At 63.4% G+C, this 15,923-nt stretch carries 16 protein-coding genes; 9 read left to right on the top strand and 7 right to left on the bottom strand.

Features of this window, described 5'->3' with window-relative positions:
* Nucleotides 1-211: 211 nt before the first annotated feature.
* Nucleotides 212-694, bottom strand: a complete 483-nt coding sequence (locus tag ASD01_RS24155) for a MarR family winged helix-turn-helix transcriptional regulator (protein ID WP_034802808.1) — start codon at nucleotides 692-694, stop codon at nucleotides 212-214.
* A gap of 78 nt (nucleotides 695-772) precedes the next feature.
* Here ASD01_RS24155 and ASD01_RS24150 point away from each other — a divergent pair, with 78 nt between their 5' ends.
* The 6 genes from ASD01_RS24150 to ASD01_RS24125 all read left to right on the top strand — a co-directional run bounded on the left by ASD01_RS24150 (nucleotide 773) and on the right by ASD01_RS24125 (nucleotide 7,225).
* The gene (locus tag ASD01_RS24150) at nucleotides 773-1,786 is read left to right on the top strand and encodes an MBL fold metallo-hydrolase (RefSeq protein WP_034802812.1); all 1,014 of its coding nucleotides are present in this window, start codon (nucleotides 773-775) and stop codon (nucleotides 1,784-1,786) included.
* Nucleotides 1,787-1,878: 92 nt separating this feature from the next.
* Nucleotides 1,879-2,790, top strand: a complete 912-nt coding sequence (dapF, locus tag ASD01_RS24145; RefSeq protein WP_034803126.1) for a diaminopimelate epimerase — start codon at nucleotides 1,879-1,881, stop codon at nucleotides 2,788-2,790.
* Nucleotides 2,787-4,061, top strand: coding sequence for a tRNA (N(6)-L-threonylcarbamoyladenosine(37)-C(2))-methylthiotransferase MtaB (gene mtaB / locus ASD01_RS24140; RefSeq protein WP_034802815.1), 1,275 nt, complete (start codon nucleotides 2,787-2,789; stop codon nucleotides 4,059-4,061). Before dapF ends, mtaB begins: the two co-directional genes overlap by 4 nt.
* 18 nt (nucleotides 4,062-4,079) lie before the next feature.
* On the top strand, nucleotides 4,080-5,894 hold the full coding sequence (ftsY, locus tag ASD01_RS24135) for a signal recognition particle-docking protein FtsY (RefSeq protein WP_034802818.1): 1,815 nt from the start codon (nucleotides 4,080-4,082) through the stop codon (nucleotides 5,892-5,894).
* Between the two features lie 108 nt (nucleotides 5,895-6,002).
* Entirely contained in the window at nucleotides 6,003-6,635 is a 633-nt protein-coding gene (locus tag ASD01_RS24130) for a septation protein A (protein WP_082584685.1), read from the top strand.
* 5 nt (nucleotides 6,636-6,640) lie between these two features.
* On the top strand, nucleotides 6,641-7,225 hold the full coding sequence (locus ASD01_RS24125) for a DUF2585 domain-containing protein (protein WP_034803129.1): 585 nt from the start codon (nucleotides 6,641-6,643) through the stop codon (nucleotides 7,223-7,225).
* Between the two features lie 261 nt (nucleotides 7,226-7,486).
* On the opposite strand, the gene ASD01_RS24120 is transcribed toward ASD01_RS24125, so the two are convergent.
* From ASD01_RS24120 to ccmA, 5 genes are all read right to left on the bottom strand, one after another.
* Entirely contained in the window at nucleotides 7,487-8,095 is a 609-nt protein-coding gene (locus tag ASD01_RS24120) for a DsbE family thiol:disulfide interchange protein (RefSeq protein ID WP_034802825.1), read from the bottom strand.
* Nucleotides 8,092-8,268, bottom strand: a complete 177-nt coding sequence (ccmD, locus tag ASD01_RS24115; protein ID WP_082566526.1) for a heme exporter protein CcmD — start codon at nucleotides 8,266-8,268, stop codon at nucleotides 8,092-8,094. Before ccmD ends, ASD01_RS24120 begins: the two co-directional genes overlap by 4 nt.
* A complete protein-coding gene (locus ASD01_RS24110; protein WP_034802828.1) occupies nucleotides 8,265-9,035 on the bottom strand; it encodes a heme ABC transporter permease in 771 nt (256 codons plus the stop codon). The genes ccmD and ASD01_RS24110 overlap by 4 nt, the downstream gene beginning before the upstream one ends.
* A 164-nt stretch (nucleotides 9,036-9,199) precedes the next feature.
* Nucleotides 9,200-9,859: a heme exporter protein CcmB gene (ccmB, locus tag ASD01_RS24105; protein ID WP_034802831.1), complete on the bottom strand. Its 660-nt coding sequence runs from the start codon at nucleotides 9,857-9,859 to the stop codon at nucleotides 9,200-9,202.
* Between the two features lie 63 nt (nucleotides 9,860-9,922).
* Complete coding sequence (ccmA, locus tag ASD01_RS24100; protein ID WP_034802834.1) at nucleotides 9,923-10,573, bottom strand: heme ABC exporter ATP-binding protein CcmA; 651 nt, start codon at nucleotides 10,571-10,573, stop codon at nucleotides 9,923-9,925.
* 271 nt (nucleotides 10,574-10,844) lie between these two features.
* Between ccmA and acnA the strand changes: the two genes are divergently transcribed.
* From acnA to ASD01_RS24085, 3 genes are all read left to right on the top strand, one after another.
* Entirely contained in the window at nucleotides 10,845-13,535 is a 2,691-nt protein-coding gene (acnA, locus tag ASD01_RS24095; protein ID WP_034802837.1) for an aconitate hydratase AcnA, read from the top strand.
* 205 nt (nucleotides 13,536-13,740) lie between these two features.
* Complete coding sequence (locus ASD01_RS24090; protein WP_034802841.1) at nucleotides 13,741-14,514, top strand: DUF1223 domain-containing protein; 774 nt, start codon at nucleotides 13,741-13,743, stop codon at nucleotides 14,512-14,514.
* 314 nt (nucleotides 14,515-14,828) lie between these two features.
* A complete protein-coding gene (locus tag ASD01_RS24085) occupies nucleotides 14,829-15,233 on the top strand; it encodes a DUF2794 domain-containing protein (RefSeq protein ID WP_034802844.1) in 405 nt (134 codons plus the stop codon).
* Nucleotides 15,234-15,351: 118 nt separating this feature from the next.
* On the opposite strand, the gene ASD01_RS24080 is transcribed toward ASD01_RS24085, so the two are convergent.
* The gene (locus ASD01_RS24080) at nucleotides 15,352-15,906 is read right to left on the bottom strand and encodes a GNAT family N-acetyltransferase (protein ID WP_034802847.1); all 555 of its coding nucleotides are present in this window, start codon (nucleotides 15,904-15,906) and stop codon (nucleotides 15,352-15,354) included.
* Nucleotides 15,907-15,923 lie beyond the last annotated feature (17 nt).

The following is a 15,923-nucleotide window of genomic DNA, read 5'->3' as shown; positions in this document are numbered from 1 at the left end:
CGTGGGTTCCTTCGCGCAGAAAACAAGGCGCAAAGCCAAAAACCACCCGAGGGCGCCACGCGCTGTCGGGTGTTGACCTCCGGGTTCTCTTTATACCTTTACGGGACCCGGTCGGTGGCTTCGAAGACTTGAGCTTGCGAAGGAATTGGCGCGGATAAACAGGAAAGCGCGGCAAAAGTCAAGGACGGCAGGCAAATGAGGCGCTTTCGGCTCAGAGCGCCTCGTCCTTGCCGGCGTCGTCGAGTTCGCCAGCCAGCTGCTCGAAGGCGGTCGACACCCGCGTCATCACCCGAAGTGCGGCCACCACTTCGGTCTGGTTGATATCGCCGAGCAGGGCATGCAGCAACTCCACCTCGCGGCGATGGATTTCCGCGAACAGATCACGCCCGGCCGCCGTCGGCGCACAAAGATAGGCGCTGCGGTGTTCCGGGTTCGGCCGTCTTTCCAGCAACGTCTTGTCCATCAGCCCGTTGACGACCCTGAGCACGAACTGCCGTTTCATCGACAGGCGCCGTCCGGCTTCCGGCACCGTCAGCGGCATTTCGCAAAAAAGTTCGAGAACCGCCCGCTCCGCCACTGATATGCCGGCACCATCGAGCATATGTTCTGCCGAGCGCTGCATATTGAGATGGATGGAGCGGACCAGCTTCAGGGTCTTGTAGAGACGTTCTTGCGGGTCGAATCGAACGAGCATGGAACCACGATAGCAATCCAGTTGCTGTCTTCAAGAATTTATTAAACCTTGACCTTTCAACCAAGGCGAACCGCCCGGATGAAGACACGCAATCCCTATTACCAAGGTCCCGTCACCGATCATTTCGACGGCACCAGGTTCTTCAATCCCGACGGCAAACCGCCCAAGGGCGCGGCAGATCTCCTGCGCTGGCAGTTCGGCAGCGGCAAGGTGCGCTGGCCCGCGCACAATCCAAGCCCGTTCGCGCCGGTGAAGCCTGAACTCAGCGTCGAAGGCGATCGCCTGCGCGTGACGATGGTCGGACACGCGACGCTGCTCATCCAGGTGCATGGGCTCAACATTCTCACCGACCCCGTCTGGTCGCATCGCGCCAGCCCGTTTGCCTTTGCCGGCCCGCAGCGCCGCAACGCGCCCGGCATCGAACTCGACGACCTGCCGCCGATCGACATCGTGCTCGTCACCCACAATCACTACGACCACCTCGATGTCGAGACGCTGGCAGCCCTTCACGAGGAACATGCTCCCCGCATCGTCACGCCGCTCGGCAACGACACGATCATCCGCCGCGCCGTTCCCGACGTCGAGATCGACGTGGTCGACTGGGGCGACCAGCTCGATTGCGGCGATGACGTCATTCTTCACGCCGAGCCCTGCCACCACTGGTCGGCGCGCGGCTCGCGCGACCGGCGCATGGCGCTCTGGGCCGCCTTCGTCGTGGAGACGCCGGCCGGCAAGATCTACCACGTCGGCGATACCGGCTTTCACGACGGCATCAACTATCGCGCCGCCCGCGAAAAACACGGCGCCTTCCGCCTCGCCAACCTGCCCTTCGGGGCCTACGAGCCGCGCTGGTTCATGCAGGACCAGCACCAGAACCCGGAGGAAGCCGTGCGCGGCATGGTCGATTGCGCCGCCGCCCATGTCGCCGGCCACCATTGGGGTACGTTTCGCCTGACCGACGAAGGCGTCGAAGAGCCGCGACAGGCGCTGGAACGGGCGCTCGATGCGGCGGGCATCGCCCGCAGCCGCTTCCGGCCGCTTCGCCCCGGCGAAATCTTCGATGTACCGACCGGCGGCGAGGGAGCCGAATAAAGGCGGCACTGGTATTTTCCGGGCTTTTCCGCCATATACAGCCCGAATGAAGGATGGCCCGCCCGGAGCGGGCCCGTTTGGACAATCGCGACATGACCGACAACGTGCAATTTGCCAGGATGAACGGGCTTGGAAACAAGATCCTCGTCGTTGACATGCGCGGTCGGAAGGATCGGGTGACGCCGGCCGCTGCGATCGCGCTCAATGCCGATCCGGCAACCGCCTTCGACCAGATCATGGCGATCCACGACCCCAAGGCTCAGGGCACCGACGCCTGGATCGATATCGTCAATTGCGACGGCTCCATGGCCCAGGCCTGCGGCAACGGCACGCGCTGCGTCGTCCAGGCACTGGCCGCCGAAACCGGCAAGAAGGCCTTCACCTTCCAGACCATTGCAGGCATCCTCAACGCCACCGAGCATGAGGACGGCACGATCTCGGTCGACATGGGCAAGCCGGTCTTTGCCTGGGACAAGATCCCGCTTGCCGAGGAATTTGCCGATACGAGCCGCATCGAACTGCAGATCGGACCGATCGACAATCCCGTCCTGCACTCGCCCTCGGCCATGTCGATGGGCAATCCGCACGCCGTCTTCTGGGTCGACAAAGACCCGATGTCCTTCGATCTCGATCGTTTCGGCCCGCTGCTCGAAAACCATCCGATGTTTCCCGAGCGCGCCAACATCACGCTGGCGCAGGTGCTTTCGCCCTCGTCGCTGCGCACCCGCACCTGGGAACGCGGCGCCGGGCTGACGCTTGCCTGCGGTTCGGCGGCTTGCGCGGCTGCGGTCAGCGCCGCGCGCACCGGCCGCACCGGCCGCAAGGTGGCGATCGACGTCGCATCCGCCCCTGCCCCGGCAAAGCTTACGATCGAATGGCGTGAGCACGACGATCATGTCGTCATGACGGGACCTGCCGAATGGGAATGGTCCGGCACGCTGAACCCGACGACCGGCAATTGGCAGCGCGACGAGGCCGAAGCGGGCGGAGCCCGGGCGCTTTGAGCGGCGTCGAGGTCATAACCTTCGGCTGCCGTCTCAATACCTACGAATCCGAAGTGATGCGGGCGGAAGCCGAAAAGGCGGGGCTGAACAACGCCATCCTCGTCAACACCTGCGCCGTCACCGGCGAGGCGGTGCGCCAGGCGCGCCAGGCGATCCGCCGTGCCCGGCGCGACAATCCGCATGCCCGCATCATCGTCACCGGCTGCGCGGCGCAGACCGAAAAGGAGACCTTTGCCGAAATGGCCGAGGTCGACGCCGTGCTCGGCAACGAGGAGAAGCTGAAGAGCGCCTCCTATCGTTCACTGCCGGATTTCGGCGTCTCGGCGGAAGAAAAACTGCGGGTCAACGACATCATGAGCGTGCGCGCCACCGCACCGCAGATGGTCAAGCACATCGATGGCCACGTGCGCGCCTTCATCCAGGTGCAGAACGGCTGCGACCACCGCTGCACCTTCTGCATCATCCCCTATGGCCGCGGCAATTCCCGCTCCGTGCCGATGGGCGCCGTCGTCGACCAGGCGCGCAGGCTGGTCGAGAGCGGCTATTGCGAGATCGTCTTGACCGGCGTCGATGCCACCAGCTACGGCGCCGACCTGCCGGGCACGCCGACCCTCGGGCTGCTCGCGAAGACGCTTCTGAAACAGGTTCCGGAAATCCGCCGCCTGCGGCTTTCCTCGATCGACGGCATCGAGGCCGACAAACACCTCTTCGACCTGATCGCCGACGAGGCGCGCTTCATGCCGCACCTGCACCTGTCGCTGCAGCATGGCGACGACCTGATCCTGAAGCGCATGAAGCGCCGTCATTCGAGCGCCGACGCCCGCGCCTTTGCCGATCAGGTCCGGCGCTTGCGCCCCGATATCAGCCTCGGTGCCGATATGATCGCCGGCTTTCCGACCGAGACCGAAGAGATGTTCGAAAATGCCGCGAGCCTCGCCGAGGACTGCGGCATCGCGCATCTGCACGTCTTTCCCTACAGCCCGCGTCCCGGCACGCCGGCGGCACGCATGCCGCAGCTCGACCGGGCGCTCGTCAAGGATCGTGCTGCGCGGCTTCGCGCCGTCGGCGCGACGCTCTACGCCCGCCACCTCGAAGGTATGGTCGGCAGCGAGCAGACGATCCTGGTCGAGAACAACGGGCTTGCCCACACACAAAACTTCACGCTCGTCGACGCGGCTGACCTGACGCCCCGTGCGCTTGTCCCGGTCTCAATCACCGGCCACAATGGCAAGCATCTGACGATGCAGGTAAAACAGATGGCTGCGGCCTGATTTATGCGGAATTCCTGAATGGCAATGGGTTTCATCAAGAGGATCTTCACCTTCGGCAAGGGCGCGGTGGAGGAAACGAAGCCGCCGGAAGGTGTACCGGAGGAGACGATCGTCTCTGCGCCCGAAGTCGAGGCGCAGCCGGAGCCGAGCTCCGAGGCGGTCGAACCGCCTGCCGCCGTTGCCGAGGCAGAGATCGTCGAAGAGAGCCCGGAAACCGCCTTCGAACCACCTGTCGACATCGAGACCCTGCCGTTGTCCGACGACGATCCGGTGCTTGGGGCCGAGATCGAGACGGCCGGTGGCCCGGCCTCCGACGACGCCGAAGAGCTGGCGCGCGACGAAGCCGCCCCGGTCGAAGCTGTGGTAACGCCGGCCGAGACTGAAGCCGCGATACCCCCCTCTGTCCCTTCGGGACATCTCCCCCACAAGGCGGGAGAGCAGACGGAGACCAAGGCCACAGCTGAGGAAGCAACAGCTGCCACCGAGACTGCGGCGCCTGTTGCGCACAAGGCGCCTGCTCCCTCCGATGAGATCATCGTAGCCTCCCGCGAGGCCGAAATCGTCGAGAGAATCGAAGAAGCTGCTGACGATGCCGAACCCACGGCAAGCGACGTCACGACTGCCGAAGCAGACGAGGTCACGCCAACCGAAACGCTTGCTTCCGAACTCGAGAGCGAGCCCAGCGTGATCTCCGCCCCTGTGGGGGAGATGCCCGGCAGGGCAGACGGGGGTGAAGCCGCAGCCCTCCGCGAAAGCATCGAGACCGCAGAAGCCAACGCAGCAGAAGCCGCCACCGACGTCGCGCCGACCGAGACAGCAGAGGCCGAGCCCACCGCTACGCCCGCTTTGCCCAAGGGCTTCTCCGCCACCGAGCGCAAGCCCAAGGAAGAACCCGTCGCCGCGCCGAAGGAAAAGCTCAGCTGGTACCAGCGCCTGCGCCGCGGCCTCGCGCGCACCTCATCGCAACTGACCGGCCAGATCGCCAGCCTGTTTACCAAGCGCAAGCTCGACGAAGCGACGCTGCAGGATCTCGAAGACCTGTTGATCCAGGCCGACCTCGGCGTCGAAACGGCGATGCGCATCACCGACACGCTCGCCTCGGAACGCTACGGCAAGGATGTCTCGGGCGAGGACGTGTCGCGCATCATGGCCGGCGAGATCACCAAGGTGCTTTCGCCCGTCGCCAAGCCGCTGGAACTCGATCTCAGCCACAAGCCGCACGTGATCCTGGTGGTCGGCGTCAACGGCACCGGCAAGACCACGACGATCGGCAAGCTCGCCGCCAAGCTTTCCGGCGCGGGCCTGAAAGTCATGCTCGCCGCCGGTGACACCTTCCGGGCCGCGGCAATCGAGCAGCTGAAGATCTGGGCCGAGCGCACCAACTCAGAAATCGTCTCGTCCAAACTCGGCGCCGATGCCGCTGGCCTTGCCTATGAGGCTTTCCAGCAGGCGCGCGAGAAGAAGTCCGACGTCCTGATCATCGACACCGCCGGCCGCCTGCAGAACAAGGCGGAACTGATGGCCGAACTCGAAAAGATCGTGCGCGTGCTCGGCAAGCTCGATCCGGATGCACCGCACACCGTGCTGCAGACGCTCGACGCCACCACCGGCCAGAACGCGCTGCAGCAGGTCGAGATCTTCCGCAACGTCGCCGGCGTCAGCGGGTTGATCATGACCAAGCTCGACGGCACGGCGCGCGGCGGCATCCTCGTCGCCATCTCCGCCAAGCACAAGTTGCCGGTCTATTTCATCGGCGTCGGCGAAGGGATCGACGATCTCGAGCCGTTCGAAGCCAAGGATTTTGCCGAGGCGATCGCCGGCGTTGCCGCCTGACGGGACGATCGGGCCTGCGCGTAGTTACGCCGGCCCGTTGCCTTGATATGGTTTTGCCGCAAAGCTGGTGTTATGAGCAGCAGGTACATGCAGAAACAGGACCCCCAGATGTCGTCGATCGAGGCTGCCAAGCCGCAGAAGGAAGTCAGCCCCTTGCTCAAGTTGGTGCTGGAGCTTGGGCCGCTGATGGTCTTCTTCTTTGCCAATTCGCGTGGCGAATGGTTGGCCGGGCATTTTCCGGCGCTCGCCGAACTCGGCGGTCCGATCTTCATCGCCACCGGCCTGTTTATGGCCGCGACCGCAATCGCGCTTGCCGTCTCCTGGGTGCTGACCCGCACCCTGCCGATGATGCCGCTGATTTCGGGCATCGTCGTCTTCGTCTTCGGCGCGCTGACGCTCTGGCTGCAGAACGACACCTTCATCAAGATGAAGCCGACGATCGTCAACACGCTGTTCGGCACGATCCTGCTCGGCGGCCTGCTGTTCGGGAAGTCGCTGCTCGGCTACGTCTTCCACTCCGCCTTCAAGCTGGATGAGGCCGGCTGGCGCAAGCTGACGCTGCGCTGGGGCCTGTTCTTCCTGGTCCTCGCCGTGCTCAACGAAGTGGTCTGGCGCTCGTTCACGACCGATTTCTGGGTCGCCTTCAAGGTCTGGGGCACGATGCCGATCACCATTCTCTTTACGCTCGCCCAGATGCCGCTGATCATGAAACACTCGCTTGACAAGGAGAACGCCGAGTGAGCACGATGCTCGAGGAGAATGACAGCCGCAACCGGCACGCACTCCTCTGGCTCGCCGCCTGTTTTGCTGTTCTCATCATCCAGATGGTCACCCAACATCTGATGGGTCGCCTCTGGATCTGCGAATGCGGCTACGTCAAACTGTTCGAGCCCGTGGTCAAATCCAGCGGCAACTCGCAGCATATCGCCGACTGGTACACACCGTCGCACATCATCCACGGCTTCCTGTTCTACGGCCTCGGCCATCTGCTCCTGCGCGGCAAGCCGCTGACGGCAAAGCTCTTCCTTGGGACCGTGATCGAATCCGCCTGGGAGATCGCCGAAAACACGCCGATGGTGATCAACCGCTACCGCTCGGCAACGATTTCGCTCGACTATTTCGGCGACAGCATCTTGAATTCGACGATGGATACACTGGCCATGGCCGCCGGCTTCCTGTTTGCCGCCCGCATGCCCGTCTGGCTGACCGTAACGGTCGCCATCGTCTTCGAGCTCTTCACCGGCTGGCTGATCCGCGACAATCTCACGCTCAACGTACTGATGCTCGTCTGGCCGCTTGATGCGGTCAGGGACTGGCAGGCGGGGATTTAAGCGGGCTTCGGTCGCCGTCGCAGCCCCTCATCCCGCATCCGCGACCTTCTCCGGCAGATGGGGCGAAGGGACTTGAGGCACTCACTTCATTCCACGACTGCCCGGCAGGGAAGGCACGGTTTTACGCCGTCGATGCGATGCGAGAGTTTAGGGCAACCGAGCGCTACGTGTCTTCTTCGCCCCGCTTGCGGGCAGAAGGAGCCGGCAGGCGGATGAGGAGCAAATCCCTCCCATCCGAATGAGAGCTAATGCCGGGAGCGGTTACGAACCCGCAGTCGCCTTTTCGATCGCCGGCAGCAGACCCGTCTTCACGCTGTTTTCGTCGAACGGGCCGACGCGCTTGTAGAGGATCGTGCCGTCAGCGCCGACGAGATAGGATTCCGGAATACCGTAGACGCCCCAATCGATCGCCGCCTTGCCGCGCGGGTCGACGCCGATGGCGGAGAAGGGATTGCCGAGTTCGCCGAGAAACCTGAGCGCGTTTTCGTTCTGGTCCTTGTAGTTGATACCGACGACGGTCAGCCGCGGATCCTTCGACAGTTCCAGGATGAAGGGATGCTCCTGCCGGCAAGGCACGCACCAGGAGGCCCAGATGTTGACGAGCGTCAGCTTGCCCTTGATCGCCGCATCGGTCAAAGCCGGCATCGGGTGGCCATCGCGCGTCGCACCTTCGAGCGCCGGCATGTCGAGTTTCGGCGCCTTGGTGCCGATCAGCGCGGAGGGGATTTCGCTCACGTCCTTGCCGGAATTGAGCTGGCTCCAGAAGATCGCCGCAAGCCCGGCGAAGATGACGAGCGGCAGCGCCGCCAGCACGAAACGCATGGGGCCGGGTTTGCGCTCCTCGTTACCCGGAGCGGGTGCGCTGCTCATCGTGTTTCTCCGGAAGCCGGTTCGGCCGAGCGCCGGCGGATGCCTGCGGCTTCGAGTTCGGTGAGTTCACGCCGGCGGGCACGACCGTCGAGCACGACCCAGGCAATCAGACCGAGGACCGTCAGCGTGGCTATTCCATAGCTCGTGAAAACGTAGGCGGCGTGGCTCATCATTGTGCGCGGGCTCCCCGTCCGGCAGCACGGGCCGCAAGGCGCCTGAGCGCCGTGACGCGCCGGCGCAGGATTTCGTTGCGCATGGCGGCGATGTGCAGCGTGAAGAACAGCAGCGTGAAGGCTATCGCCATCACGATCAGTGGCCACAGGAACTCCGGATCGATCGTCGGTCCGTCGAGCCGCATGACGCTCGCCGGCTGATGCAGCGTGTTCCACCACTCGACCGAGAACTTGATGATCGGGATGTTGACGAAGCCGACGAGAACCAGAATGGCCGAAACCTTGGAGGACCGCGCCGGATCGTCGATCGCGCGGTTGAGCGCCATCAGTCCGAGATACATCAGGAACAGCACGAAGACCGAGGTCAGCCGCGCATCCCAGACCCACCAGGTGCCCCACATCGGCTTGCCCCAGAGCGAGCCGGTGACGAGCGCCAGGAAGGTGAAACAGGCGCCGATCGGGGCTGCCGCGCGCGAGGAGACGTCGGCAAGCGGATGGCGCCAGACGAGCGTACCGAGAGCTGCCAAGGCCATCACCGAATAGCACATCATCGACAGCCAGGCCGCGGGCACGTGCACATACATGATGCGCACCGTTTCGCCCTGCTGGTAATCGCCTTCCGTCGTGAAGGAAAGCCAGACGCCGGCAACGAAGAACAGCGCCGTCAGCCCGGAAAGCCAGGGCAACAAACGGTCGGCCAGCGCCAGGAACCGCGTCGGGTTGGCGAGATCGCTGAATTTGCGGATGGCCAGGCTGTTTTCGCTCATGGTCGCTCTTTAGCGCTTAAGGCGCCCGCCTGCAATTGATCCGCGTCAATCGCCCGATCACGATCGAGTTGGAACGCGGATCATAAATGTTATCGATCTGAACAGCTTAGCGACAAATCCATGGGAATGCCGCAAACACTTTCGCCCGTTCTGGCCCGATTGCGTCAATCGGACGCGTGCCGAAGTGCTGCGGCGGCGGCAACCGGGCCGATGACGGCGAAGAACAGGGTGATTGCCGCAAGGATCATCAAAGGTGGCAGGAACGGCGCCGGATCCTCGATCGCCGCATAGACAGCGCTGACACCGAAGATCAGCACCGGGATCGCCAACGGCAGTACAAGGATCGAAACCAGCAGCCCGCCACGCGGCAGCGACACGGCAACGGCCGCCCCCACTGCACCGATGAAGGTGATCGCCGGCGTGCCGATCAGAAGCGTCAGCATGGTGGCGCCGATGGCGATCTCGCTCATGTTCATGAAGAGGCCGAGCAGCGGCGAGGCGATCACCAGCGGCAGGCCGGTCGCCGCCCAATGCGCCGCACATTTGACGAAGACGGTGAAAAGCAGCGGCGTTTCCTGCATCAGCATCAGGTCGAGCGAGCCGTCGTCGCGCTCCGCCTGGAACAGCCGGTCGAGGCCGAGCAGCGAGGCGAGCAGCGCGCCGATCCACAGGATCGCCGGACCGATGCGCGAAAGCAGGTTCAGGTCGGGACCGACACCGAAGGGAATGACTGCCACCACAGTCATGAAGAAGAGCACGCCGATCATCGCCCCGCCGCCGGCGCGGATCGACAGTTTGAGATCGCGGAAAAAGAGCGCGATCATAGCGGCAACCTCCGGATCGGCACGCGCGCGTTTTCCGACAATGGGCTTCCAGGCATTGCGACCCTATGCATCATGCCAGTGATCTCCTGCCAGATGCTCGAACCCCGTCATGTGCAGCTCCTTCGTGCGGTCGAGCCCGAGTGGCTGGTGGGTCGCCGCAATGACGATGCCGCCTTTGCCAAGATGCGCCTTCACCAGATCGGCAAACAGCCGGTCGGCGCCGGCGTCAAGCGCTGCGGTCGGCTCGTCGAGGATCCAGATCGGGCGATAGGCAATGACCAACTTGGCCATCGCCATGCGCCGCTGCTGGCCGGCCGAAAGATAACCGAAGGGCAGATGGGCGATATCGGGCAGGCCGACCGCTTCGACCGCCTCGGTGAGCGTGGCGCCGCGCCCCCCGGGCGAATCACCCATGAAGTCTCGCCAGAAGGAAAGATTTTCCGCGACGGTCAGTTCGCGCTTCATCGCGTTGCGGTGTCCGAGATAGTGGCTGAGCTCGGATGGATGGGCGATTTCCGGGGGGCCATTCTCAAGTTTCAGGTGCCCGCTTTCGGGCCTCAACAACCCCGCCAGAACCCGCAGCAAAGTGGACTTGCCGGAGCCGTTCGGACCCGTCACGACAAGGGCTTCCGAGGCGTCGAGAATAAAGGAAATATCGTTAAAAATCAGGTCCTCACCGCGCTTCGCGCTCAACCCTTCAGCCATGAGGCGCATGAATTTTCAGCTTCCCTTCACTCTCTTTGTCGCAGGGCAAAAAAAAGTCCCGTTTCGACCTTCGTTGCTCTGGCACGTTTTGGAGAAATTATCTATAAGGCGGCCAACACGCCAGCGGTCGGCGTGAATTTCATCCTAGCGCCGAACATGGAATGAATTTCCACGTACGGACAGCGGAAATGGCCGCACCCGCATCCCAATTCGCGCTTCACAGGCGCTCGGGCGTTCGTACGTCAGTTTTTGGCGATCAGACGGAACGGGGTATTATCCAGTGTCCAAATCCCTAGACAGCTTCAATTGTCGCTCCACGCTCACCGTCAACGGTGTCGACTACGTCTATTACAGCCTGCCCAAGGCTGAGGCGAACGGTCTCGCCGGCGTTTCCAAGCTGCCCTATTCGATGAAGGTTCTGCTCGAGAACCTGCTGCGCAACGAAGATGGCCGCTCCGTCACCAAGAAGGACATCGAGAACGTTGCCGCCTGGCTCAACGACAAGGGCACGGCTGAAAACGAAATCGCCTATCGTCCGGCCCGCGTTCTGATGCAGGACTTCACCGGCGTGCCTGCTGTCGTCGACCTCGCGGCGATGCGCGACGCCATGGTCTCGCTCGGTGGCGACCCGGAAAAGATCAACCCGCTCGTTCCCGTCGACCTCGTCATCGACCACTCCGTCATCGTCGACGAATTCGGCACCCCGAACGCCTTTGCCCGCAACGTCGAGCTCGAGTACGAGCGCAACGGCGAGCGCTACCGCTTCCTGAAGTGGGGCCAGCAGGCGTTCAAGAACTTCCGCGTCGTTCCGCCCGGCACCGGCATCTGTCACCAGGTCAATCTGGAGTATCTGGGCCAGACCGTCTGGACCCGTGAAGAAGATGGCGTCGTCACCGCCTACCCGGACACCTGCGTCGGCACCGACAGCCACACCACCATGATCAACGGTCTCGGCGTTCTCGGCTGGGGCGTGGGCGGCATCGAAGCGGAAGCTGCCATGCTCGGCCAGCCGGTCTCCATGCTCCTGCCTGAGGTCATCGGCTTCAAGCTCACCGGCAAGCTCAAGGAAGGCGTCACCGCGACCGACCTCGTGCTTATGGTCGTGCAGATGCTGCGCAAGAAGGGCGTTGTCTCGAAGTTCGTCGAATTCTTCGGCCCGGGCCTCGACAACATGACGCTCGCCGACCGCGCCACCATCGGCAACATGGGTCCGGAATACGGCGCCACCTGCGGCTTCTTCCCGGTCGACAGCGAAACCATCAACTACCTCACCATGTCCGGCCGTGAAGAGCAGCGCATCGCGCTGGTCGAAGCCTATTCCAAGGCTCAGGGCATGTGGCGTGACGGTGACGGTTCCGAGCTCGTCTTCACCGACACCCTCGAACTCGACCTCGGCGACGTCGTTCCGGCCATGGCTGGCCCGAAGCGTCCGGAAGGTCGCATCCCGCTCGAAAGCATCGCATCGGGCTTCGCAACCTCGCTTGAAGGCGACTACAAGAAGCCGGGCCAGCTTTCGAACCGCTATGCCGTCGAAGGTACCGATTTCGATCTCGGCCATGGCGACGTTGCCATCGCTGCGATCACGTCCTGCACCAACACCTCCAACCCGTCGGTCCTGATCGCTGCCGGCCTGCTCGCCCGCAACGCGGTTGCCAAGGGCCTGAAGTCCAAGCCGTGGGTCAAGACCTCGCTCGCACCGGGATCGCAGGTCGTCGGCGAATACCTCGCCAAGTCCGGCCTGCAGAAGGACCTCGACGCGCTCGGCTTCAACCTCGTCGGCTTCGGCTGCACGACCTGCATCGGCAACTCCGGCCCGCTGCCGGCGCCGATCTCGAAGACGATCAACGACAAGGGCCTGATCGCCGCCGGCGTTCTCTCGGGCAACCGTAACTTCGAAGGCCGCATCTCGCCGGACGTCCAGGCGAACTACCTCGCTTCGCCGCCGCTCGTCGTCGCCTACGCGCTTGCAGGTTCCGTCCAGAAGGACCTGACCAACGAGCCGCTCGGCGAAGACCAGGACGGCAAGCCGGTCTTCCTCAAGGACATCTGGCCGACCTCCAAGGAAATCCAGGAGTTCATCTTCAAGTACGTCACCCGCGAACTTTACGCGACCAAGTACGCCGACGTGTTCAAGGGCGACGAAAACTGGCAGGCCGTTCAGGTTCCTCCGGGCCAGACCTATGCCTGGGACGACGGTTCGACCTACGTGCAGAACCCGCCCTACTTCGTCGGCATGGGCAAGTCCGGTTCGGGCATCTCCGACATCAAGGGCGCCCGCGTGCTTGGTCTCTTCGGCGACAAGATCACCACCGACCACATCTCGCCGGCCGGTTCGATCAAGGCGGCCTCGCCGGCCGGTGCCTACCTCATCGGTCACGGCGTCGGCGTTGCCGACTTCAACCAGTACGGCACGCGTCGTGGCAACCATGAGGTGATGATGCGCGGCACGTTTGCCAACATCCGCATCCGCAACCACATGCTCGGCCCGAACGGCAAGGAAGGTGGCTACACCATCCACTATCCGTCCAAGGAAGAGATGTCGATTTACGACGCCGCCATGCAGTACAAGGAAGAGGGCGTTCCGCTCGTCATCTTCGCCGGCGTCGAATACGGCAACGGTTCGTCGCGCGACTGGGCTGCCAAGGGCACCAACCTGCTCGGCGTCAAGGCCGTCATCGCGCAGTCCTTCGAGCGTATCCACCGCTCGAACCTCGTCGGCATGGGCGTCATTCCCTTCGTCTTCGAGGAAGGCACGACCTGGGAATCGCTGGGCCTCAAGGGCGATGAGATCGTCACGATCGAAAACCTCGCCAATGTCCAGCCGCGCGAAAAGCGCGTTGCCAAGGTAACCTACGGCGACGGCAGCGTGAAAGATGTGCCGCTCGTCTGCCGTATCGATACGCTGGATGAAGTGACCTACGTCAACAACGGTGGCATCCTGCAGACGGTTCTGCGCGACCTCGCCGCTTAATCGCGCGAGCGCATACAAGGCTCTGGAGCCGGGACGCCGAAAGGCGCCCCGGCTCTTTCTTTGAGGTGCACCGGCCAGCGATCGGGTGCTGGATCGCGCTCACTTGCCACCTCACTCCAACGTGACTTCCCGTTGATGCAGGGGCGTCGTATGTAGTGAACTCCCCCACAAGGAGTAGGCCGCTGGCCGGTAACGAAGTGACGCCATGACATCCGCAGACCGTTCTTTCATTCGCCCTGTTGCACTGGCTTTCGGGCTGCTCGCAGCCGCCGGTGCCCCTGCCGGGGCGCAGGAGAAACAGGCGGTCAAGGGCGTTGTCGAACTGTTCACCAGCCAGGGCTGTTCGTCCTGTCCGCCGGCGGATGCGGCGCTGAAGTCGCTGGTCGACGAAGGCGATGTGGTGGCGCTCGCCTATCACGTCGACTACTGGAACTATCTCGGCTGGGCCGACACGCTGGCATCGAAGGAAAACACCGAGCGGCAATATGCCTATGCGCGCATGCTCGGGCGCAACGGCGTCTACACGCCCCAGGCAATCCTGAACGGCCGCGACCACTTGAACGGCGGCAACTTGCAGGCAATCAAGACGCGGCTGGAAACGATGAAGGCGGAAGGCAAAGGGCTTGCCGTTCCCGTCGGCGCCAAGATCCTCGGCGAAGAAATCCAGATCACCATCGGTAGCGGCATCGGCAAGGCCAATGTCGTCGTCGTCTATTTCGACCGCGCCAAGATCGTGAAGATGGAGAAGGGGGAGAACAGCGGCAAGGAAGTCCCCTATTGGCATGCGGTGCGTGACATACAGACGATCGGCATGTGGGACGGCCAGCCCGCGTCCTTCACGCTGCCGGCGACGGTGCTGACCGAGCGCCCGGGAAACAGCGGCTGCGCGATCCTGCTGCAATCGATGAAGGACAAGGAAACGCCGGGTGCCATCATCGGCGCTGCGGCCGTGCTCGCCGGCCCTCAGGGCAAATTGTAGGGACGGCGAAGCGCAAGGGGTTGGTTCGGCCCGGCAGCATCGAGGGGCTGGGGCTGAGGGTTCGAAGTTACCGGACCGAACCGGCCATAACTGCGTTCGGTGAACTCCCGCAGCATGACGATCTGACCGGACATACGGTGGCAACGACTCTGTCCGTCAGCGCCCGCGAGTTTTGCGATGAATTGGGGCGCCGGTTTGACTGAAATGGGGCAGAGGCAAGAAATGACCTCATCGTCCCATGGCTTCCAGCTTGCTTTTCGGCTCGTGTCAGGCACACTGTAATCGTTCTGTCACAACAGAAGGCCGGATTGCCGATGACCGATGAGCCGGATTTGCCGCAAGGCGAGGCGCGCCATCAGCGCGAGACCACTTCCGAAGTGGTCGTCGATCTTCACGAATACAAGAACGCCAAGAACGCTCCCCCCATCACTTTCCATCGCCGCGAATTGGATCAGATCCTGTGGGTCTACGGCCGTATGGTCGGCGAAGGCGAGTGGCGGGACTACGCGATCGACCACCTGAGGGACCGCGCGGTCTTCTCAGTGTTCAAGCGTTCGGGCGAAATGCCGCTCTACCGGATCGAGAAGAACCCGAAACTGGCCGCGAAACAGGGCGCCTATAGCGTGCTGAACATTCACGGCACGATCCTGAAGCGCGGTCACGAGCTCGCCCAGGTGCTCAAGGTATTCGACAAGGTGCTGAGGCTGGTGGAAACCTGACCAGCGGGAAAGGGTGCCATCAGGAGACGCACGCCGACGTCACGGGCAGCAACGGCACGACCTGCCTACGGCGCGCTGCGAGGCGCTTCGCCGACTGACATTTTTCAGCAAGCGATGGTCACTGGTAGAGGGTGTCCGGATAGACGTCTTCCGGCGGGTCGGTCGCCTGGCCCTCGCCGAGCGCGAGCTGCATGATCGTCGTGTCGAGCCAGCGGCCATGCTTGAAGCCGGTCGCTTTCATCGTGCCCTGGAGTTCGAAGCCGAGCGACCGGTGCACGGCGATCGAGGCCGGATGGGCACCGCCGATCACCGCGACCATCTGGCGGAAGCCGAGTTCCGTGCAACGCCGGACGAGTTCGACCAGCAGCGCCTTGCCGGCACCCTTGCCGCGCGCTTCCGGCGCCAGGTAGATGGAATCCTCGACCAGGAAGCGATAGGCCGTGCGCGTGCGGAAGCCGGATGCGTAGGCATAGCCGATGATCGTCCCGCCCGCGTCTACCGCAACCATGTACGGGTAGCCGCTGCCGATGATCGTTTCGAACCGCGCCCGCATCTCCTTTTCGGATGGCGGGTTGATCTCGTAGGTCGCAACCCCGTGCAACACGGATTCGCGATAGATCTCGGTGATGACGGGAAGATCGGCCAGGGTGGCGTCGCGCAGGGTCAGGGACATGGCTAAAGACTTTGATC

It is taken from the genome of Ensifer sp. Root423 (assembly GCF_001426275.1).
Lineage (GTDB): Bacteria > Pseudomonadota > Alphaproteobacteria > Rhizobiales > Rhizobiaceae > Ensifer > Ensifer adhaerens.
The sequence above is the reverse complement of the archived record's forward strand: the minus strand, read 5'-3'. Positions and strand labels throughout refer to the sequence as shown.